This window comes from Anaplasma marginale str. Florida, from assembly GCF_000020305.1.
Lineage (GTDB): Bacteria > Pseudomonadota > Alphaproteobacteria > Rickettsiales > Anaplasmataceae > Anaplasma > Anaplasma marginale.
The window spans coordinates 253,957-274,929 of record NC_012026.1; the positions used below are offsets into that span (position 1 = coordinate 253,957).

General features: G+C 50.2%; 17 protein-coding genes and 4 tRNA genes. 16 read left to right on the forward strand and 5 right to left on the reverse strand.

Annotated elements, in window-relative coordinates:
* Positions 1-317 precede the first annotated feature (317 nt).
* Positions 318-932 (forward strand): 30S ribosomal protein S4, encoded by a 615-nt coding sequence (gene rpsD / locus AMF_RS06170; RefSeq protein ID WP_029209777.1) that lies wholly within the window; start codon positions 318-320, stop codon positions 930-932.
* A gap of 14 nt (positions 933-946) precedes the next feature.
* Positions 947-1,032, forward strand: a tRNA-Leu gene (locus tag AMF_RS06175).
* A 316-nt stretch (positions 1,033-1,348) separates the two neighbouring features.
* Here AMF_RS06175 and AMF_RS06180 read toward each other — a convergent pair.
* The 3 genes from AMF_RS06180 to AMF_RS06190 are packed head-to-tail and all read right to left on the reverse strand — an operon-like array spanning position 1,349 to position 3,797.
* On the reverse strand, positions 1,349-2,497 hold the full coding sequence (locus AMF_RS06180; RefSeq protein WP_010263179.1) for a hypothetical protein: 1,149 nt from the start codon (positions 2,495-2,497) through the stop codon (positions 1,349-1,351).
* Between the two features lie 59 nt (positions 2,498-2,556).
* Positions 2,557-3,330 carry a GNAT family N-acetyltransferase gene (locus AMF_RS06185; RefSeq protein ID WP_010263183.1) on the reverse strand — a complete coding sequence of 258 codons (774 nt, stop codon included), beginning with the start codon at positions 3,328-3,330 and terminating at the stop codon, positions 2,557-2,559.
* Between the two features lie 14 nt (positions 3,331-3,344).
* Positions 3,345-3,797, reverse strand: coding sequence for a phosphatidylglycerophosphatase A family protein (locus AMF_RS06190; protein WP_237696977.1), 453 nt, complete (start codon positions 3,795-3,797; stop codon positions 3,345-3,347).
* 533 nt (positions 3,798-4,330) lie between these two features.
* Here AMF_RS06190 and AMF_RS06195 point away from each other — a divergent pair.
* From AMF_RS06195 to AMF_RS10190, 12 genes are all read left to right on the forward strand, one after another.
* Positions 4,331-4,402 (forward strand) — tRNA-Lys (locus AMF_RS06195).
* A gap of 131 nt (positions 4,403-4,533) precedes the next feature.
* A tRNA-Leu gene (locus tag AMF_RS06200) sits at positions 4,534-4,616 on the forward strand.
* Between the two features lie 35 nt (positions 4,617-4,651).
* On the forward strand, positions 4,652-5,977 hold the full coding sequence (tig, locus tag AMF_RS06205) for a trigger factor (protein WP_010267224.1): 1,326 nt from the start codon (positions 4,652-4,654) through the stop codon (positions 5,975-5,977).
* A 55-nt stretch (positions 5,978-6,032) separates the two neighbouring features.
* Complete coding sequence (clpP, locus tag AMF_RS06210; protein WP_010267227.1) at positions 6,033-6,629, forward strand: ATP-dependent Clp endopeptidase proteolytic subunit ClpP; 597 nt, start codon at positions 6,033-6,035, stop codon at positions 6,627-6,629.
* Positions 6,630-6,638: 9 nt separating this feature from the next.
* On the forward strand, positions 6,639-7,856 hold the full coding sequence (clpX, locus tag AMF_RS06215; protein ID WP_010267228.1) for an ATP-dependent Clp protease ATP-binding subunit ClpX: 1,218 nt from the start codon (positions 6,639-6,641) through the stop codon (positions 7,854-7,856).
* Positions 7,857-7,874: 18 nt separating this feature from the next.
* Positions 7,875-10,301 carry an endopeptidase La gene (gene lon, locus AMF_RS06220; RefSeq protein WP_010263197.1) on the forward strand — a complete coding sequence of 809 codons (2,427 nt, stop codon included), beginning with the start codon at positions 7,875-7,877 and terminating at the stop codon, positions 10,299-10,301.
* A 353-nt stretch (positions 10,302-10,654) separates the two neighbouring features.
* A tRNA-Ile gene (locus tag AMF_RS06225) sits at positions 10,655-10,727 on the forward strand.
* Between the two features lie 96 nt (positions 10,728-10,823).
* Complete coding sequence (gene fmt / locus AMF_RS06230; protein WP_010263215.1) at positions 10,824-11,729, forward strand: methionyl-tRNA formyltransferase; 906 nt, start codon at positions 10,824-10,826, stop codon at positions 11,727-11,729.
* A 173-nt stretch (positions 11,730-11,902) separates the two neighbouring features.
* Positions 11,903-12,721 (forward strand): oxygen-dependent tRNA uridine(34) hydroxylase TrhO, encoded by an 819-nt coding sequence (trhO, locus tag AMF_RS06235; protein ID WP_010267233.1) that lies wholly within the window; start codon positions 11,903-11,905, stop codon positions 12,719-12,721.
* A gap of 203 nt (positions 12,722-12,924) precedes the next feature.
* Positions 12,925-13,764: a pyruvate, water dikinase regulatory protein gene (locus tag AMF_RS06240; RefSeq protein WP_010267235.1), complete on the forward strand. Its 840-nt coding sequence runs from the start codon at positions 12,925-12,927 to the stop codon at positions 13,762-13,764.
* 423 nt (positions 13,765-14,187) lie between these two features.
* Entirely contained in the window at positions 14,188-15,201 is a 1,014-nt protein-coding gene (gene thiE / locus AMF_RS06250; protein WP_244825234.1) for a thiamine phosphate synthase, read from the forward strand.
* A 26-nt stretch (positions 15,202-15,227) separates the two neighbouring features.
* Positions 15,228-15,527 (forward strand): thiamine phosphate synthase, encoded by a 300-nt coding sequence (locus AMF_RS10190; protein ID WP_080510984.1) that lies wholly within the window; start codon positions 15,228-15,230, stop codon positions 15,525-15,527.
* On the opposite strand, the gene AMF_RS06255 is transcribed toward AMF_RS10190, so the two are convergent.
* A complete protein-coding gene (locus AMF_RS06255; RefSeq protein WP_010267243.1) occupies positions 15,448-16,704 on the reverse strand; it encodes an HlyC/CorC family transporter in 1,257 nt (418 codons plus the stop codon). The two genes, AMF_RS10190 and AMF_RS06255, sit on opposite strands and share 80 nt — an antisense overlap.
* Positions 16,705-16,901: 197 nt before the next feature.
* On the opposite strand from AMF_RS06255, the gene AMF_RS06260 reads away from it, so the two are divergent.
* The gene (locus AMF_RS06260) at positions 16,902-17,180 is read left to right on the forward strand and encodes a YggT family protein (RefSeq protein ID WP_010263232.1); all 279 of its coding nucleotides are present in this window, start codon (positions 16,902-16,904) and stop codon (positions 17,178-17,180) included.
* Between the two features lie 7 nt (positions 17,181-17,187).
* Complete coding sequence (locus tag AMF_RS06265; RefSeq protein WP_010267246.1) at positions 17,188-19,428, forward strand: FtsK/SpoIIIE family DNA translocase; 2,241 nt, start codon at positions 17,188-17,190, stop codon at positions 19,426-19,428.
* A gap of 274 nt (positions 19,429-19,702) precedes the next feature.
* Here the strand turns inward: AMF_RS06265 and AMF_RS06270 are convergent, their stop codons facing one another.
* Complete coding sequence (locus AMF_RS06270) at positions 19,703-20,722, reverse strand: hypothetical protein (RefSeq protein WP_010267249.1); 1,020 nt, start codon at positions 20,720-20,722, stop codon at positions 19,703-19,705.
* Between the last annotated feature and the right edge of the window lie 251 nt (positions 20,723-20,973).

Here is a 20,973-nt window from a genome sequence, read left to right on the forward strand (position 1 = left end):
GACTCTCATAAAAAGTACGTTGCAGGATGTTATCGTAACTGGTGTTGCAGTCAAAGACAAACTATCCGTTTCGCAGTTTGGGTTCCAGCTGTATTGTTGGTAAACTAACTGCCAAGGTGTGCGGCCCATACACGTGCGGGCAATTATCATTCAATGCAGGCGCTACGATGGCCATTTAGGTGGCTCATGATTGGATACGAAATTGGTTGACACACTTGCTTAAAATGATCATACTTCCTCCCCGTATGGCGTTAATTCGCATCGTGGAGCTGTGGGGGTGTTCTCATTCTCCATTCGGTTGTTGTTGTGTAGGTTGTATTGTGGCGGTTGTAGAGAGAAAATACAGGGCGAGTCGTAGGTTGGGGGTAAACCTTTGGGGGAGGTCCAAGGACCCCGTTGCTACCAGGAATTATCCTCCGGGCCAACATGGGAGCATGGGGTACAAGAAGCTCTCAAGTTTTGGTAGGCAGTTCGCGGCGCATCAGAAGTTTAAATGCTACTACGCGATGTCTAGTAAGCAGCTGAGGAATACATTCCTCAGGGCCTACAATAGAAAGGGTGACACTGGTGATAATCTAGTTGGGGCTTTGGAGTCACGCCTTGCTGTGGTTGTATACAGCGCGGGTTTTGTACCCACTGTGTTTTCTGCACGGCAGTTGGTTTCCCACAAGCATGTGACTGTAAACGGCAAGGTGGTGAATATACCCAGTTTTTCGGTGAAGCCTGGTGACGTTGTGCAAATAAGAGAACGGGCAACAGAGCTTCCTATGGTGCTTGCTGCTATACAGTCGCAAGAGAGGCGCGTTCCAGATCATTTAGAGGTTGACACTGCACAGCGCTCTGCGCGTTATCTCAGGGTACCTAAGTATTGCGAGGTTCCTTATCCTGCCAACATGGAAGTGAATTTGGTCGTTGAGTTCTTTTCCGGGTAGTGGCTACCCCTTTTGTCCATGTGGCGGAATGGTAGACGCTGCGGACTTAAAATCCGCTGACCTTGCGGTCGTGGGAGTTCAAGTCTCCCCATGGGCACCACCGCGCGTGTATGCTGCCATTGTGCTTGCAGGTGTGGTTCGTGTTGGCGTCGGAAGGTTAACTAGGTGAACTGGCCAAGACGGGGTAGTGCACTTCCCGCTGCTGTAGTCGCGCCTTCCTTCATTGTTCTGGATCTTATCGTTGGGAAGTTGGTCCCATATCACACGTTTCGCATATAAATTCGGAATCGTATACTCCTGCTCTCGGCTTGTGGTCCGTTGTAATGTCCGCGATTTTGCACTCGCTGTACAAGTGCCAGGGCTACGCGACGTACGGTTTAGCAACGAACCGTGATGCGATATTCGGGGTGTGAGAGCTAATCTTGTGCGCGACTGTAGAGAAATAGGAGCTCCTGTTTGTGGTTGGGAACCACAGAGATTTCCAGCACGGTACCGTCTTGCAGGGTTAAAGCGTCATGATACGGCTCCGCTAGCTTACCGAAGAGCTCATACTGTTGCTTTTTGAGTAGCTCAAAAGACCCGTCATCCACAAATTCCTTTTCATGTATCTTGTGTATAATCTCTGAGTAGATTGCGCCGCCCCTCATCCATGACTGGTCCAGTTGCCAGAATTTGCTAAAGTGGCTATTGAAGAACAGCAATCTTCCGTCGCTACCATAGAGAGCCGCAGCACATGGCAGACTGTCAAGAAGGCTCTTTTGCGCTTTCGAGTGGCCTTTTACTTCTTGTGTGAGCTGCCAGCTTTGTGTGATGTCTTGCCCGTATCCGACAGAGCCTCCATCCGAGGTTTTCACTTCTGTTAGTAAATAGAGCCTTCTCTCGTTATCGACAATCATGAATGCCTTTTCCTGAAATTCGGTTTCGCTGCCCGCAACCTTGGAACTGAGCTGCTTGACTAGCGTATCACCCTGGTTGTTCTGTACCAACTTCAGATAAAAAGGATTGTGCAGCTCCACTTCGGCATTTTTGTTTCTTTTCCACACCGGGTAGGGTAGTGCATCAATTACGCTGCTACAGTTGCTAAGTTCCTGTGCCAGCTTTGTGTTTTTGCGATTGAGGCTTGCGATTAGCGACCTTCCCCCGGTCACATTCTGGATCCACAGCAACACACCGACTATCTTGTCCTGGTCGTCAACTATGCTTTGCCCGTAGCACGAGCAATAAATTTCTGCGTCCTTCCCCTTTAGATCCATCGTAAAAGATTTGTTGATCTTGCGCGCTTCGGTAAAGTTTTTCCTCAGCTGATCGGACTCTTCAAAGAAGTTTGCCAGTTCATTGAAGGAACAGAACACGCTGTTCAGCAGCATCTGCAAGTTGGGAGAGAAGCGTTCCACCCGCTTTTTCTCATCCCAAAGATAGAACCCGTCCCCAAGAGACAGCAGCAGACTTGTGAGCAAATTGTTATTGTGGCGAAAATCGCTTATGCTTAAACTAGCATAAAAGCAGAAAACCGCCAGCACTGCTAGGACAAAGACCAATACATAGCCGGCAGCATACGTAAACATTAACTAACTTTCTCTTATACTCCTCCACCGAGCACTAGTCTACCTTTCCCAGCTATGCTTCATGCCATGAGCGAGGCATACAGCGACAAATTTCCAGTCATCCTGAACCCTAACCTGCAGTACAGATCTACGGACCGCTTGACGCACTGCGCCACGGCGTACCTGCACCTGTATAACTCCCTGGCCATCTCTAATCTCTGTAGTACCATATCACTAGCTATGCCCATATTCCTGTACTCCGGTAGCACCCCGTCGCTATAAAGGCCCACTACCTGATTACGGACGTACATCCCACACAGCCCCACAGTAGCACCGTGTAACTTAGCAAGGAAGAACCTGAGGTTCGAAGGCTTATGCCTAACCATCCCCCTCAACAGTATTGCCAGATCGTTTATATTGCAATAGAAAATTTTCGATGCCATACAATCGAGTTCAGTTAGTGCAGAATCCGTGCTGACAGCTTCTAGCACAAGATTTGGGCCGTGATGCTTAATATGGGCATGCGTTGGTATCTTCATAAATGCCTTCTTCACCACTGTTGGTGCGGCGAGCCCTAATTTATTTACTGCCCTACTGAACTCCTTAGTGTGGGAATCCACAACCCAGGTCGTGTCGATTTTTTCTTTTTCCAGGTAGTCCAGGGTACTTCTGGCAGATTGCTCGCACTCCTCATATGTTCCATCTGTGGGGAATACGTAGTTAAAGGAGGAGTCCGGACGACCGTTTATTGTGAGTATCAAATTACCTACTTTGCGGACTGTCCCCCCTGACATGTTAATCGCATACGACATGTACTCCCTCAGGTTGTCCGTGGCTAAAGAAGAGAAATGCATTTTGGATTCACCTCCTACATAGAGCTTGCGCTCACCACTGCGAGACACGCAATAGACGCCGGTATAGCAGCGAATATGTCGTCAAGCATAACGCCCAGAGCTCCCCCTACTTGGGCATCTACCATGCATACCGGCCACGGCTTTGCCACGTCAAAAATTCTAAAGCACACAAACCCGGAACATAGAAGGATTGTCTGATGTAGCGCATCACTAGGCAAGTGTACGCCAAAAACGCCATGTTGTGTGAGCATGCAGGGTATCACAAGCACAAGCGTCTGTCCGCAGACCTCGTCAACAACAACCTCAGCAGGGTCATGCCTTCCGGGTTTATCTGCAAGGTAGCGAGCTACGGCCCACAAGCCCAGGACGAACGTTACAACCACCAAAAAGGCACCACACGCCGCACTAGAAACTATCAAGGGAAAAAACACGAGAGCTGCTGCGCTCCCTGCAGTGCCCGGAGCCACAGGCGACCTGCCACACACCCACACAGTGGATACACACCGCGCAAACGCGGACAAAAAAGGACTACGCGGCACGCCGGCGCGGCAAATACCAGCAGCAAGGGTGGAGACAAAGCGCCAGCGGCCACTGGCCAGGGAGCATCACCCAAGCCACCACTGGTTTACTGGGTGGCGTTCACACGTCTGGCTGCCACTAGCCCTGACACAAGGACTCTTAATCCTGCGCTCTCCCTTGGAAAACAGACCGCCGCATCCCTGCAACCCGCACGCAGCAACAAGCAAAAGGAGCACCACCCTAGAAAATCTCATACAAACCACCACAAAAACCCACCGAGAGGCGAGGGACCCCTAACGCCGGGCCACGCGCCATGCAAGCCAAAAACAAACGGTCCGCATTATAAACCAATAAACCTTGCAGTCAAGTCTGTAGTGAAGACGATCTTGCTATTGACATACCGTTAGTATGGTAGTATCAAGGACCGCTGAAGCGGTGTGGTGCGGAGATGTCTGTGGTAGCTCGCGTTCCGCTGCTTTAGGGTTCCGTAGCTCAGCGGTAGAGCACCTGACTCTTAATCAGTGTGTCGCGTGTTCGAATCACGCCGGAACCACTCAGCGCTTTTGCTGGAGCATCCTGTGTCAGAGTTTTTAGGGGGTGGTGCTGGGGCTTAGTAGTTGGGTTACCGCCGCGGCTATGCCTTTAAGTGAGAGTAGTCCAATGCGGCAAACCCGGGCTGCTCGTGCGGATATGGCGGAATTGGTAGACGCGCTAGGTTTAGGTCCTAGTGGGCCCGGCCCGTGGGGGTTCAAGTCCCTCTATCCGCATCCTGTGTGCTCCCTTAATTGTGGTGGAGTGTTTTATGCAGCGGTTCTACGTTGTAAAAGAGGTCTTGAGTGATAAGCTGAAGCGGGTGTACGAGTTTACTGTCGGTAACGAGTACCTGGAGCAGCAGGTGGATGACAGGCTGCGCGAGATTGCAGCAAATGTCAGAATGGATGGGTTCAGGAAGGGTAAGGTTTCGCTGGACCTTGTGCGGCGCAATTGCGGCGAAGATGTCGTAAGAGAGGTGCTTTCTAAGGTTGTTGACGACGCCTCATCGCAGTTCATGCAGGAAGGCGGCTTTGGGGATGTTGTAACTTCAGAGGTCAGGATCACTTCTCACCCCAAGGTGTGCTCTACAGAAGGGAAAGGTGGGGATCTGGTATACGAGCTGCAGTTTGAACTGATGCCAGAGGTTCCATCCGTCAATCCAGAAGACATTGCGCTCAAGGAAATGGAGGCAGAGGTCGGGCAGGAGGATGTCGAGAAGTTTATTGGCGAACTCAAAGCTCGATACCCTAGTTTTGTCGTGTCAGATAGCCCAAAACGGCGCGCAGCCGCTGGAGACAAGGTTGTAATCGACTATAACAGTTCGTTCAAGGGCAAGGCACTGAGGGGCGGAAGCGCGAAGGGCTTTGTGGCAGTGCTCGGCGGGGGCCATCTACCCAAGGAGTTCGAAGACAAAATAACCGGGATGAAGGTTGGGGACGTCAAGGAGTTCAAGCTTGGGTTTCCGAGCGATTATAGAGTGAGGCTCTTTGCAGGCAAAGAAGTTGAGATGTCAGTTAAACTTGTGAGCATCATGGTCCCCAAAGACGTTGGTGACCGCGAAGAGCTAGCGAAGAGTTGCGGGTTTGGCTGCGCTGAAGATATGGTAAACTTTGCCACCGAAAGCCTAAAGGGCCGTTTTGCCTTCATGAGCGATGCTCTGATGCGTAAAGAGTTGTTTGACCATATGGAAACAATCTACCAAGGCCAAGTTCCGGAATCTGTGGTGTCTCAAGAGTCCGCTAGGATTAGGCGTGAACTTGCCCCGAGCGAGCTTGAAGCCATGGGGGAAGATGGCATCTTGAAAGAAGCTGAGCGGCGCGTGAGGCTGGGTATGCTGTTGATGAAGGTTTCTCAAGATAACAACATCGCCGTGGAGGCACGTGACATTTCGGCGTTTGTTCAGTCTAACTATCTGAACTACGGGGCAAGTTTGGAGAGTGTGCTCAAACTTTTGAGGTCTAATCAGGGAGTTAGAGATCACATAAGGGGGAAGGTGCTTGAGGACAAGGTGGTCAGATATATGGTTGCCAAGGCCAAGAAAGAAAGGCAGAATGTGCCCGCCGGAGATCTAAAGTCGCTTTTCGAGAGTATCTAGAGTTTTGCTGGGAGCTGTTGGTCCTGGTGCTTTGTGGGGGTTTGAGAGGGAAATTATGAACTTAGTACCGATGGTGGTTGAGCAGACCAGCAGGGGAGAGCGCGCGTATGATATATACTCCAGGTTGTTGAAGGAGAGGATAATATTCATAACCGGCACCGTGGAAGACAATATGGCCAGCCTCATTGTAGCGCAGCTCGTGTTTCTCGAGGCTGAAAATCCCGAGAAGGACATATCTCTATACATAAACTCTCCCGGGGGAGTGGTCACCGCGGGCCTGTCTATATACGACACCATGCAGTATATAAAGCCTAAGGTATCCACATTGTGCTTGGGCCAGGCGGCGTCTATGGGCGCGCTGCTGTTGGCAGGTGGGGAGCCTGGTATGCGATATGCACTTCCAAATTCTAGGATAATGGTGCACCAGCCTTCTGGTGGCTTCCGCGGCCAAGCTACTGACATAGAAATACATGCCAGGGAGATATTGGAGATCAAACGCAGGCTGAACGAGATATACGTCAAGCATACTGGAAAATCCCTTGAGGAAATAGAAAGCAGCATGGAGCGCGATAACTTCATGGTTGCGGAAAAGGCCAAAGATTTTGGTATAGTCGACAAGGTGATAGACAAGCGGGGAGGGGAGCAGATATAGGAAAGATGGATGTCAGAGGCTAGAAAAGGCGCCTATAGCTGCTCGTTTTGTGGAAAGCTTCACAGCGAGGTGAGGAAGCTCATAGCTGGGCCTAGAGTTTACATCTGTAACGAGTGTGTAGAGCTCTGCAGCGGGATATTGCAGGAAGAAGGCAGGCCCGCGAGGCAGGGTGGGTTTGACCTAAAGCCTCCGGAGATAAAGCAGGTGTTGGACGAGTACGTCATAGGGCAGGAGCACTCCAAGAAGGTGCTGTCGGTTGCCGTCTACAACCACTACAAGCGTCTGCGAAATTCTGGAGTCATCAGCGAGGTTGAGATATCAAAATCCAACGTGTTGCTGATAGGCCCAACTGGCTCGGGGAAGACCTTGCTCGCACGTACGCTGGCGAGAGTGTTGCAGGTCCCATTTGCCATGGCGGATGCCACAACGCTGACCGAGGCCGGGTACGTTGGTGAGGATGTAGAAAATATTCTGCTTAAGCTATTGCAAGCTGCCAACTTTAACGTGGAGGCGGCACAGCGGGGCATTATATACATTGACGAGGTCGATAAAATCTCACGGAAGTCGGAGAATGCCTCAATAACCCGCGATGTTTCTGGGGAAGGAGTCCAGCAGGCATTGCTGAAAGTGATCGAGGGCACCGTCTCTTCTGTTCCACCTCAGGGCGGCAGGAAGCACCCCCACCAGGAGTTTATACAGATAAACACTGATAACATCCTGTTCATTTTCGGTGGGGCGTTTGACGGCCTTGAGAAAATTATTGAGGCGAGGAATCGCGGCAGCTGTATGGGCTTTGAAGCAAATGTTCAAAAGATCGCCGATAAACGCAAGGACATTTTGTGCTATACTGAACCTGAGGACCTCGTAAAGTTTGGATTGATACCAGAGTTTGTCGGGAGGATACCGGTTGTCACCTCCCTGGGCAGGCTGGACGAGGAAACCCTTTATCGCATATTAGTGGAACCAAAGAACTCTTTGGTTAAGCAGTATACTAAGCTATTTGAAATGGACAACCTTGAGCTGAAATTCGACAACGCAGCTCTCTTAGCTGTTGCAAAGAAGGCTGTTGCTCGGAATACTGGAGCCAGAGGATTACGGGCCATTATGGAATCTTTGTTACTCGACTTCATGTTTAACCCTTTAGGCTGCGAGGGCGGTAAGGTTGTTGTCGACGCTGCCATGGTTGAGGATGTTATGATGAGCAGAAACTGTTTTGAGAGTGGCTAGGTAAGGTGGGGGTTCTTTATGGAAGAGAGTAAGGTTTTGTCGCTGCCTGTTTTGATGCTGCGGGACACTGTAGTCTTCCCCAGGGTCGTCATGCCCCTTTCCGTAGGTCGGGGTAAATCTGTAAGTGCCTTGGAGCATGCTGCCAAGAATGATAGTTGCTGTAAAATTCTACTCCTAACGCAAGTGGATGGCTCCATAGACAACCCGAGTAATGATGATCTGTACAGGGTTGGCACAGTCGCAGATGTGGTGCAATTGCTAAGGCTTCCTGATGGAGTGTTGAAGGTTCTGATTAAGGGCGAAAACAGAGCCAAGGTTCTGAATTTCATCGATGGTGATGATTTTTTGAGCGCGGAGGTTGAGGTTGTTGAGGATGATGAGAGCATAACCATAGACAACAAGATAGAAGCGCTGAAGCGTTCTGTGCTGAAGGAGTTCGATATATGGCACAAGCTCAGCAAAAAAACCCAGTCTGAGGTTGTTGCCTCCGCATATGAAATAAAAAAACTAGGGCACCTGTCCGATATTGTTGCATCCCACCTCACCATCAGCGTTGAAGATAAGCAGAAGGTGATGGAGGAGTTTTGCGTCGTCAAGCGCCTAGATATGGTTTTTGGCCTCGTGAAGCTAGAAATTAGCGTGCTTAATGCCCAAAAGAAGATTGATGATAGGGTAAGGTCGCAAGTTGAATCTACCCACAAGGTGTATTACCTAAACGAACAGCTCAAGGCCATACAGCGCGAACTGGAAGAAAGCGACGGTGCTTGCTGTGATAGCGACTCCGCGAGTGAGTTTGAGAAGAAGATAAACACCGTGTCTCTTTCTGAAGAGGCCAGGGAACGCGCCTTAAGCGACCTTAAGCGCTATAAAAAGATGAACTTGATGTCGCCTGAGGCTAACATCATTTCCAGCTATCTCAAGTGGCTGCTAGATCTCCCCTGGGGCAAGTTTAAGAATACCAGGATAGACATGGAGAATTCACTGAAAATTCTCAATGGGAACCACTATGGCATGGACAAAGTAAAGGAGCGGGTTTTGGAATTTTTGGCTGTCCTCAAAAGGGTGAAAAAGCCAAAAGGCCCGATTATATGCTTTGTTGGGCCTCCAGGTGTGGGGAAGACTTCACTTGCGAAATCTATAGCAGAAGCCACTGGGCGCGAGTTTGTCCGCGTATCCCTGGGTGGTATCCATGATGAGTCCGAAATACGTGGGCACCGCAGGACGTACGTTGGGGCAATGCCTGGGAAGATCATCAAACAGTTAAAGCAAGCGAAAACATGCAACCCTTTGTTTTTGCTAGATGAGATTGACAAGGTAGGATCTGATTATAGGGGTGATCCAACCGCCGCGCTGCTTGAAGTGCTCGATCCGGACCACAATAAGCACTTTGTGGATAACTATCTGGAGGTCGAGTTTGACCTTTCTAATGTGATGTTCGTTGCAACTGCAAACAGCCTTAATATGCAAAAGCCGCTGCTGGATCGCATGGAGGCTATACAGCTATCTGGTTACACCGAGGAAGAGAAGCTGCATATAGCTAAGTCACACCTGATTCCCAGCCTGCGCAAGGAACACGGTTTGCGCGACAAGGAGTGGGAAATCTCCGATGGGGCGATTTATGATCTCATGAGGTTCTACACCAGAGAGAGCGGAGTCAGGAACCTGAAGCGGGAGCTGGCTTCTCTTATGAGGAAGGGAATGAAGGAGATTTTAACTGATAAAACTAAGACCGTAACCAGCCTGTCTATAACCTCTGACAACATCGGCAAGTATGCGGGAGTGCGTAAGTATGATTTCGGCATTATAGAGAAGGACAGCCTGGTTGGTGTGGTCACAGGCCTTGCATACACCGACACCGGTGGGGACCTGCTTACTATAGAGTCTGTAACCATGCCGGGTAAGGGGGGCGTGAAGTATACCGGAAAGCTTGGCGAGGTTATGCAGGAATCTGTAAAAGCGGCCTATAGCTACGTTCGATCCAGGTGCGTAGGGTTTGGTATAAAGTCTAGGGATTTTCAAGTCAATGACATACACATCCACGTTCCCGAGGGGGCTACCCCCAAAGATGGGCCATCTGCCGGCATTGCGATGTGCACTTCTATAGTCTCACTCATGACGGGTATCCCCGTGAAGAATACCGTAGCTATGACCGGCGAGGTTACACTGAGGGGTAGGGTGTTGCCCATAGGTGGCTTGAAGGAAAAGTTGCTGGCCGCGCTGCGTGGTGGGATTACAACTGCTATAATTCCTAGCCAGAATAAGAAAGACATTATCGAGCTTCCGGAAAGCGTCACTCGGTGCATGGAAATAGTGCTGGTCTCTAGCGTTGATGAGGTGATACAGGGCGCCCTCATGGGCAAGATTGTGCCGTTGAGCGAGGATGAGGTGTTTGTAGACAAGGTCCCCAGCGTTGATGAAGGGGGGGACTGCACCCTGTTCAACTAGGAGGCGGTTGTGACGCACACGGCCGCGTTGCCGTGCTGTTGGTGCTAGGTTGCGGTGTGCGTGGCACGTTGCATATGTTTTGGTAGTGTTGTGGGTGGTGCCCAGGCTCTCCACGCGCTTGGTGTAGAATTGTGTGACGCGGAGTGTGCGCGGTTTCCGTGCGGATCTTTGTGTTGTGGGTCCGGGGATGCCGGAGCCTTGTTCGTGTAGGTTTACGGTGTTGGCTTTATAGCCTGTGCGCTCGGCTGGCGTGTGTGCATGTGGTTGAGGGTGCTTGACCGGTGGTTTTTGGTCCACTAGAACCGGAATACTCGTTGTAATTTGCGTGCGGTGTCGTACAATGGGCTAGTGATGGGGCTGTAGCTCAGGGGTTAGAGCAGCTCGCTCATAACGAGTTGGCCGCAGGTTCAAATCCTGCCAGCCCCACACTCTAATCAGGCTTGCCGGCTTCTGTTGCGTGTACGTCTCCTCTGGGAGCTATGGCCCAAAATTGCGTGTCCGGCCTTTAGTTGTGGAGGTGTTGTGAAAGTAATTTTCATGGGATCTTCAGAGTTCTCTGTGCCGACTCTCGAATTTCTAATAGGCTCTCAGCATGAGGTTTTAGCTGTTTATACCAAGGCCCCAAAACCTGCGGGCAGAGGGCATCTGTTGACGAAAACACCAGTGCATGCCTATGCAGATGCGCATAATGTTCCCGTTAGGTCACCAGCGTCGCTTAGTTCTGATAGCGAACGGGACATAATTGAAAAGTACATGCCTGATGCCATAATTGTGGCCTCCTACGGAATGATCTTGCCGCGGTGGATGCTTGAAGTTCCCCGCTTCGGGTGCATAAATGTCCATCCCTCCCTGCTGCCTAGGTGGAGAGGCGCAGCGCCGATGCAACACGCAATATTGTCCGGAGACGCGGTGACCGGGGTTACCATAATGCAGTTAAATGAGCGACTGGACGCCGGAGATATCTTTTTGCAGGAAAGCACGCCCATAGGTAGCCGGGAGAACATTGTCGCGCTGAGCGAGAGGCTATCAAGCATGGGTGGTAGAATGCTCCTTAAAGTGTTGGATAATTTAGATACCATGAGGTCCGTAAGCCAGGATGATGCCGGGGCCACCTATGCCGCGAAACCCTCAGAGTTCTGTGTGAATTTCAACGATGCCGCGGATTATATATGTCGGCAGGTTAGGGCATTTTACCCGAGGATGTTTTTCTTTTTGGACGGTAAGCGAGTTAAACTTTTGGAAGCCGATAACTACGAGCTTGCCGGGGCGCAGATCGGTGATGTAGTAAATGACGAGCTACACATACAATGTGGGAACGGCACCGTCCTCGCGCCGAAGATTGTGCAACCAGAATCAAAAAAGCCCTGTGACATACGCAGCTTCCTACGCGGGTTTCGAGGTTGTGTGTCCAATGTGTTGCAACGGTAATCAGTCTGTTCGCATCAGTAGTGTAACCTCACAAATGGTTATGCTACACAGAGAGCATGGCCTGGCGCGTACCGATTCTTGATCAGTGTGGTATAAAGCTTGGAAGGGGCGGAATTGACAATTTTGCCTTTCTGCAATAGCATTGGGGCCATTGATTAGTGTTATCCGTAGCTATGGGTTACGTTATTGCGGCCTTTTACCGCTTTGTCCACCTGCACAATTACTATGACATGAAGCCTGTGATTTTGGAGTTTTGCTTGTCACGCGGCATTAAAGGAACTGTGATTCTGGCCGAGCAGGGCATCAATGCGACTATAGCCGGAAGCCGCCAATCCATAGGGGAGTTTTTTTCTTTTTTAGACTCGGATGACCGGCTGCGTGGCATGAAATATCACGAGAGCCACTCCGATAGAGAGCCATTTGCCAAGATGAAAGTTCGGCTGAAGCGTGAGGTGGTGCGCCTGGGCATCGACGGGTTTGACTGCTCGCTTAGGGGAGAGTACATTGACCCCCGCGACTGGGACGAGTTTGTGTCTTCTCCTGATGTGCATGTGATTGACACGAGAAACGACTATGAAGTCAGGCTAGGTAGGTTCAAAGGTGCGATAGACCCCGGTACTTCCTCGTTTAGAGAGTTCCCTGAGTGGGCAAGGAACTGGGCACTGGATAAGGAAAGAGATACCTGCGTTGCCATGTACTGCACTGGGGGCATAAGGTGCGAGAAGTCTACTGCCTTTATGCGTAGTTTGGGCTTTCGGAACGTTTACCATCTCAGAGGTGGCATACTGAATTACCTGGAAACTGTGCGCGGCGATGATAGCCTGTGGGAGGGAGAGTGCTTCGTTTTTGATGATAGAATAGCTGTCGATCGAAACGTGTCTCCCAGCGAGGATATAAAATGCATTAAGTGTGCGGGTGAGGTGGATGCCAGCGATCTCCGCTCTGTGTCCAAGGGGAACATCATGTGTTGGGACTGCAGGCTACAGGCATGAGGAGGTGCGCTACGCCTTCTCGTGTCGGTGGCCATACGGTGAGTTTTTCCACTAATCTTCAGTCCTTTCCCCGCGGTCTGTCTGCCTTCCGTCCCGGTTGGCTGCGTTAGGATTTTCTGCTGCCACGATGGGCCCTTCCCGCATCTGCTATTGCTGGCGGTCATGGTTTGTGTTACCCTGGCGCAGTGCTCTCTCACTCTGCTATGCGTAATAAGGCTGTTTTAGACTTGCATCTTGTCTCTGATTCCACGTGTGAGACCGTAATTGCTGTGGCAAGGTCTGCGGTTGAGCACTTTAAGTCTTTAGAGGTCAACGAGTTTGTATGGTCGCTGGTTGGCAGCAAGCGTCAGGTGGATAAGGTTATGCTGAACATCAACCCCGAAAGGCATAACCTCATAATGTACACCGTGGTTGATGATGACCTCAGGAAGTACTTGAAAGAAAAGGCGACGGCGCAGAGCGTCCGATGTATACCGGTTCTCGCGCACGTCATAAGGGAGATTTCCTGCTACCTCCAGGTGACAAAAGACCCTAACGCGCATCCGCACAAGCTCGGTGACGAGTATTTTAATCGCATTGATGCCATAAACTATACCATTTCCCACGATGATGGCCAGAATTTGTGGGACATAGACCAGGCCGATATCATCATAGTGGGCGTGTCGAGAACTTCCAAATCTCCCACCAGTATATACCTCGCATACCGCGGGTACAGGGTTGTGAACATTCCTCTGGTGTGTTCCGTTCAGCTACCGGTAGACCCGGCCACAATTGCGGACAAGCTCGTTGTTGGGCTCACTATTGACGCTGATAGATTAATACAGATTCGCAGGAATAGGTTAATCTCGATGAAGCACCAGGAAAATTGTAACTACGTAAGTTACGAGCAGGTTGTGGAGGAGATTAACGAGATGAAAAAAATATGCGCGAAAAACAGATGGCCCACAATAGATGTGACGCAAAAATCTGTTGAGGAGATTGCAGCCACGATCATACAATTTTTCAACAGGAAGAATAACCGAACTGGGGATGCCCTCTACTAGCCATGATGCGTGCTTTTGCCTGCTGGGGCGGGGCTCATAACCTAGTGTGGCGGCATGTGCCACGGAATACTGCGAACTTAGTAAAACTTAGTTGGTGTGAAATGCATCTGATGCGCGGAGACAATATGGCCAGCTGCGCGGTTGCGGAGGGAAAAATATGGGTGCTTTCGGCTCCGGGTGGCGTGTAAGTAATCTTGTATAACGACATTCTTCGGGGAATAATGGGCAAAACCTCAAGCGAACCTTTATCGGTATGAAATGCATCTGATGCGCGGAGACAATATGGCCAGCTATGCGGTTGCGGAGGGAAAATATGGGTGCTTTCGGCTCCGGGTGGCGTGTAAGTAATCTTGTATAACGACATTCTTCGGGGAATAATGGGCAAAACCTCAAGCGAACCTTTATCGGTGTAAAATGCATCTTATGCGTGGAGACAATATGGCCAGCTGTGCGGTTGCGGAAGCCGTGCGTGATGCCCATTTGCAGGGTGAAGGGGACGTTTACGCCGTCAATGCGGAATGCGCTGACGGCACCTATGCGGATTATTACTTTGATGGGAATGAGGAAATAAAACTCCTGTACAAATGCCCCGGGCCCACCGACTGTGATACCTTTGCCCGCTCCTACAGGCACGTGGCCGATCATGTGCTAAACACGACAAAGTGCAAGGATATGAAAGACGCGAGGCTTGATTGTATTGTGCTGGCCAGGATGCTAGCGAGCGCAGTCGTCTCTGGTGGCTCAGTTGCAGATTGGAATCCGTACAACATCAATGGTGAATACTTTCCTAGGATTGCAAGTGGGTTTGATTGTCGGGATACTATGTATGGCTTTGATAAGCTTGAAAACATAGGTTTGTATCTCATTGTGCCTGACGATACCTGGTTTGAGCGAGCAGTGCGTTGTGGCGTGAAAACCATCCAATTGAGAGCCAAGGAGGCGCCGATAGGCGAGGTTGATAGAATGGTCCGGCGCTGTGCGCAGCTGTCTAAAGACAAAGGGGTATGCTTGATTGTGAACGACCATTGGAATATCGCCATAGAACATGGGGCACATGGTGTACACCTGGGCCAGGAAGATGTGCAAACCGCAGACCTGGAAAGTATCCTAAAATCTAAAATGAAGCTGGGCTTGAGCACGCACTGCTATCATGAACTGGCACGCGCATGCTTTATTCGCCCTTCCTACGTCGCTCTTGGGCCGGTGTTTCATACTACCTCGAAGGATATGAGGTTTAAGCCTCAGGGGTTACAACTACTAAAGCAGTGGGTGCAGTGCGCTAAGCTTCCTGTGGTAGGCATTGGGGGGATAGATGCGTCTAATATAGGGTCCGTCGTCAACTGCGGTGTATCAGGTGTGGCCGTGATTTCAGCCGTCACCGGAGCTGAAGATCCAGAAGCTGCCATGCTGAACCTTCAGCGGGCCTTTGATGTGTAGAGGTTTTTTGGGTACACGACGTACACCTGGGCCAGGAAGATGTGCAAACCGCAGACCTGGAAAGTATCCTAAAATCTAAAATGAAGCTGGGCTTGAGCACGCACTGCTATCATGAACTGGCACGCGCATGCTTTATTCGCCCTTCCTACGTCGCCCTTGGGCCGGTGTTTCATACTACCTCGAAGGATATGAGGTTTAAGCCTCAGGGGTTACAACTACTAAAGCAGTGGGTGCAGTGCGCTAAGCTTAAGTCTCCTCCGAACCATTCAACGGTATGCTTATGCCAATTAGTGATATTATATTCCCGTTTTTCTTCAAAATTTTGAATGAGAACCCGTGCAACTGAAAGGCCTCGCCTTCTTCTGGTATTCGCTCTACTTCATGTAAGATAAGGCCGGCCAGTGTAGACGCCTCTTCCGGTAAACTCCAGCCCAATTCCCTATTGACGTCTCTAATCGGTGCCTCACCGCTGATGTAATACTCGCTATTGCTAATGGCCGTTATGAAACTCTCAGGTACAACATCGTGCTCGTCAGAGATATCTCCAACTATCTCCTCCAAAATATCTTCCAACGTTACTGCGCCCTGCAAGGTGCCATATTCATCAACAACTAAGGCCAAATGCCTACGCTTTTTGCGGAAGTTGTGCAGTTGGACACTAAGAGGTGTTGTATCGGGTACAAACCAGGGCTTGATCATTATCCTGTAAATGTCTTTTTTGGTGACGTTATTGCTTTTCTCGCGCACCAAATCGGTCACGTCTCTGACGTGCACAACACCAACTATCGACTCTTCGCTCTTCTGCCACATTGGGATTCTACTATGGCTGCCCTGTAGGATCTGCTTTACCAGAACATCTACGTCCTCGTCTATGTTTAGCGCGAACAAATTCTTTCTGTGCGTCATTACCTGAGATATTTCGGTTTCCGCAAGGTCTAGCACGCTGCTTAGCATGTCTAGATCCTGCTTTAACATGGTGCCCTTGCTTCCGTGCATTAATATCAGGCTTCGCATGGCTTCCGCCGCCGAAACTATTTCTTTTTGTCCTTGCACTCCAAGTATTCTCAGTGTGTAGTTGACGATATGCGTGATTAGTGAGCACAACGGCGAAAGAACGAACGAACAGCAGGCCACAAGCCTGGCGGAGCGCAGGGATATCTTTTCAGGATTGTGTATGGCATACGTTTTTGGTAGGACTTCCGCGAACAGCAAAATAGAAAGGGTAACCGTAACTGTGGAGACCACAATTCCCTCTGGGCCCAAAAAGCCCAGAAACATAGCAGTTGCGACTGAGGAGGAAGATATATTAACTATCGTGTTGCCAACAAGCATGGCGCTGATGACCATCTCTTTCCGCCTGCTGAGCGATTCCACAATTTTCGCCCTTCTGTCCCCGCCAAGGACCAATCTGTGTATGGAGGAGGCGCTCACGGAAGTCAGCGCGGTCTCCGCAGCCGAAAAAAAGGCGGAGGCCAACAGCAAAAAAGCGAAAATAAGAAACACTACAGGGAACAAAACCCACTCCGGGCCGACTATACACAATAACCGTACATCCTTCAAGATGAATTTTTCCCCGTGATTTTGAAGTGGTTTTGAAAAACCCGGGCGAGAAAGCGTATTTTTACGGTTTTTTATTGTTTATGATTCTTGTATAATGGCCAACTGTTGTTGGATTCATGGCGTAGTGGAGAGGTTCAGTGATGCACCCGGTGGCCTACCTTGTTGATACATTGCTGAGCATATATAACATGGCGCTCATTACCTGGGTGTTGCTGGGGTGGTTGATTGCCATGGGCATTGTTAACAGGTATAACGAGTTTGTGTACCGGGTGTTCTCTGCGCTGTCTAGGGTGCTGAACCCTGCTATCTCCGTGCTCCGTAGGTATATACCCAATGTTTCGGGTTTTGACTTTTCTCCTCTGATACTCCTGGTGGCTATAAGCTTTTTCAGATATGCCCTGCGCTACTATTTTGGATAGGTGGTACATGCTGAAGGATTGCGTTGCGGCTTGGTGCAGGTTCACTTTCCATTTTTTGGCGGCCATATTTGTTACCCTGTCTGTGCTCACGTACGATCCTTCTGATGCATCGCTGAACACGGCTGGTATGCTGAGTGATGCCACCATCCAGAATTTGATGGGTATTCCAGGTGCGTATGTAGGGGATATTGTAGTGCAGTTGTTCGGGCTCTCCGGGGCTTTGTGCGGGGTGCTTGGCCTTTTTAGGTTAAAGCGTGCGCCCTCTCTAGTGCGCAAAATACACATGCCGTGTGTCCTGAGTGTTGCCGCTGGGGTGGGTGGTATACTGTCAAAGCTATCTCTCGGCGTAACGAGTAAATTCTACCATGGGGGTTTCATAGGGGCCAAGCTCGCATCACTACCCACTTCCGTGCTGGTAGGGTTGATCGTTGTGGGGATGGTTGGCTCTGCCGGCTGGGGGCCGATTGTTGCGCTGTATGAGCTTTTTGTGAAGTTTAAATCTCGGATAAGCGGGCTTAACGTTGGCGATTGCAGTGATGACTTACTGGTGGTGGAAGGGATTCCTCATTCGGTCGAGTATCCGGCGCTGTTGCCTACGTTACCACAGTTTGTACCTGAACCTACTACGTCTCCGCCGCAGGCTCCGCGCGCCACCGCGGAACAGCCGCGGCCCTCGCCGCAGCCGCGCACCTGTACCGAGGATGACGCCGCGTTGGCTCGTAGCGCTGTTCCAAAGCAGCCAAAAAATAGAGCAGAAAAGCCTGCAGTGTTTGCTCTGCCGAAGGTGAAATTACTGGCGGAGCATTTGCCGTCGACTGGGGCTAGTTGCGACAATATGCCCGACCACCGGGACGAAACCGATGCCCTGTATTCAGTGCTGAAGGATTTTGGTGTATATGGCAAGATAATCGACGTGCGCCACGGGCCGGTGGTGACTTTATATGAGTTTGAGCCCTCTGCTGGGACAAAATCATCTAGGGTGATAGGATTGTCAGACGATATTGCTCGGTCCATGAGCGCGCTGTCTACCAGGATTTCGGTGATTCCTGGGAGGAATGTTTTGGGTATAGAAATTCCCAATCAGCGCAGAGAAATTGTGATGTTGCGCGGCCTCATAGAAAGCAGGGAGTATGCTGATCCTGACCTCAAGCTTCCAATAATTCTCGGTAAAGGCATAGATGGGGAAGCGGTAGTTGCCGACTTGACTAAAATGCCGCACCTGCTGATTGCTGGAACCACCGGTTCTGGTAAATCTGTGGGCATCAATACCATGATTTTATCGCTATTGTACCGCCTCACTCCCGAGCAGTGCAGGATGATCATGATTGACCCAAAAGTGTTGGAGCTATCTATATATGACAACATTCCTCACCTGCTTACTCCGGTGGTTACTGAGCCCAAAAAGGCGGTGGCTGTGTTAAAATGGGTGGTGTCAGAAATGGAAGAGCGCTATAGGCTCATGTCCGCGGTGGGTGTGCGGAATGTTACCGGCTATAACGCGAAGATCAAGGAGGCAATAAGCAGCGGGGCCGTGCTTGAAAGGGTATTGCAGACGGGCTTCGACGCGGATACGGGGGAACCGGTGTTTGAGAGGACGCCCATAGAGAAGGTCCAATTTCCCTACATAGTTGTTGTGGTGGATGAAATGGCCGATCTCATGATCGTGTCGGGCAAGGAGATTGAATCATCCATACAGAGATTATCGCAAATGGCCCGTGCTGCCGGAATACATATAATAATGGCTACGCAGAGACCTTCGGTTGATGTTATCACAGGTGTTATCAAGGCGAATTTCCCCACTAGAGTCAGCTTCTCTGTGACTTCCAAGATAGATAGCAGGACAATTCTTGGAGAGCAGGGTGCAGAACAGCTACTCGGCATGGGTGACATGCTATATATGGTCTCCGGGGGGCGAATAAGACGGGTCCACGGTGCGTTTGTTAGCGACAATGAAGTGCAGGATGTTGTAAACCACTTGAAGATGCAGGGAAGGCCGGATTACATAGATGGTATTGCCAAGGTTCTTGAGTGCGAAGAAAAAGATGTGGAAGACCTTCGATATTCCTCTGATGACAGCCTATACGAAAAGGCGGTGGCAATAGTTCTTCGAGATCGTAAAACGTCTATAAGCTACGTACAAAGACAACTAAGAATAGGGTATAACAGGGCGGCAAACCTCGTCGAGCGCATGGAAAGGGAAGGGGTGATAACCTCAGGGCAGCTCGGCAAGCGGGAGATTGTGGAATGATCTGCAGCTGATACTGCCTCCAGCAAGTACCCACTGTTGTGACAGTTATACGCCAAATTTTTTCAAGGGAGGGGATTAAGCCTTAGCGCGCAAAAAGGACGCATACCGACGTGTTGCAGTAGCAAACACTGTTTGTGCTCAGACTGGTACAACTTCCAAAGACTGGGTGCCGATGATGATCTGCACCAGGTTACTATTGGTGCTCGAAAGGGAAACCAGTTCCACGTGAAGCACACGCTACCATGCGATCATCAAAAAAACAGTAATAGGTGGCCTAAGCCATCGCAGGTGCGGTACGTGCGTTAGACGCCGAGCTATGCTGCACTAAGGTTGCAGTGCTAGCATATTCTGGCGTGTTAGAATTATCGCCCAAACTTCTATCTTCAAAGCTGTTCACAAGTGAGGACTGGGGCGATTCGGCGCCCTTTTCTGTGTACACCTTAGCAATTTCAAGGAGGATAAATACGCAGGTAAGGAAGATCTGCGTCCCCAAAAGCACCCTGTCTTGTATGTTATAGAGGAGGTGTGTATTGCCCTGGAGCAGGTACGCCTCGTACACATGGCATAAAAAGTGCGCAAATTCAAACAGTGCAATAGTCAGGAATAAGCCAGACTGGAAGCAGTACCAGTTTTTTCTGCGCTGCGACATTACGGCGGGGCCAGAGGCGGAATCTCCCCTGCGGGCTACATCTAGCTTTTCCTTCTTGTATGATACGGAAACCTCATAGACCCTCAAGAATGCCGAGAGAGCACCAAGCGCGGGCGCCATGACGGCCAAGCACATAGCCGCCAGTTGCATGTGCACGCTTGATGAGAGGGCCATTGTGATTGAAGCTAAGGATATTGTAATCCACATCAATCCCGTTGTTATGGTTAGAGCCTCCCCTGCAAGTTGCACCGACTGCTGTTTGGCGTTTATTTCCTTTTTCTTATATGCCTGCCTCACCCGTATAGCGGAGAGCACTGCGTTCACTAAGAGAATACAGGAAAGCGCGGCGTATAATGCATAATACGCCACGACGACTTTGGCTTTGACACTAGCGTTTGCGCCATAGTCCAGGCAATATATGGTGAAAGAAGACGAGAGCGCTTCTATCACCATCAGGGAAAAGGAGGCGATCAGAAAAATATCTGTGCTATTTGATTGGCGCTTTTCTTCAATTTTTTGGATGAACCGCGACGCTCTGCCTATACGGCCCCTTGCCGAGTGGGTTTTACTTTCTTCTTCAAGAAGGTCTGACAAAAGTGGTGCAGAGGAATGCCTGCACCTGACACGTTTTAAACTAGAAGGCACACTACACCCCAAGAAGAAACCTGCACAGCGCAAGTATTGTAACCTTTATTGGTTAAGAAATCAATAAAATACTTACGTTATTTTTTTTGTTCTGAAACTACATAGAGCGCTTAATAAGGTGAGCATCGCACAGTACCCACACAGAACTCAGAGTTACCCGGGTGGCTGCCGACTTGCGGGGCACTTACAGCTGTCCAGCAATACGATCTGATGCTCCGGGCAGTGGCCACTTCTGGCTTCATTCCTGTGTA

Excerpts from the sequence above, each read along its gene's own strand:
- AMF_RS06180 (WP_010263179.1), bottom strand. The coding sequence starts at position 2,497 with ATGTTTACGTATGCTGCCGGCTATGTATTGGTCTTTGTCCTAGCAGTG.
- AMF_RS06185 (WP_010263183.1), bottom strand. The coding sequence starts at position 3,330 with ATGCATTTCTCTTCTTTAGCCACGGACAACCTGAGGGAGTACATGTCG.
- clpP (WP_010267227.1), top strand. The coding sequence starts at position 6,033 with ATGAACTTAGTACCGATGGTGGTTGAGCAGACCAGCAGGGGAGAGCGC.
- AMF_RS06240 (WP_010267235.1), top strand. The coding sequence starts at position 12,925 with ATGCGTAATAAGGCTGTTTTAGACTTGCATCTTGTCTCTGATTCCACG.
- AMF_RS06265 (WP_010267246.1), top strand. The coding sequence starts at position 17,188 with ATGCTGAAGGATTGCGTTGCGGCTTGGTGCAGGTTCACTTTCCATTTT.
- lon (WP_010263197.1), top strand. The coding sequence starts at position 7,875 with ATGGAAGAGAGTAAGGTTTTGTCGCTGCCTGTTTTGATGCTGCGGGAC.
- thiE (WP_244825234.1), top strand. The coding sequence starts at position 14,188 with ATGCGTGGAGACAATATGGCCAGCTGTGCGGTTGCGGAAGCCGTGCGT.
- trhO (WP_010267233.1), top strand. The coding sequence starts at position 11,903 with ATGGGTTACGTTATTGCGGCCTTTTACCGCTTTGTCCACCTGCACAAT.
- clpX (WP_010267228.1), top strand. The coding sequence starts at position 6,639 with ATGTCAGAGGCTAGAAAAGGCGCCTATAGCTGCTCGTTTTGTGGAAAG.
- AMF_RS06260 (WP_010263232.1), top strand. The coding sequence starts at position 16,902 with ATGCACCCGGTGGCCTACCTTGTTGATACATTGCTGAGCATATATAAC.
- tig (WP_010267224.1), top strand. The coding sequence starts at position 4,652 with ATGCAGCGGTTCTACGTTGTAAAAGAGGTCTTGAGTGATAAGCTGAAG.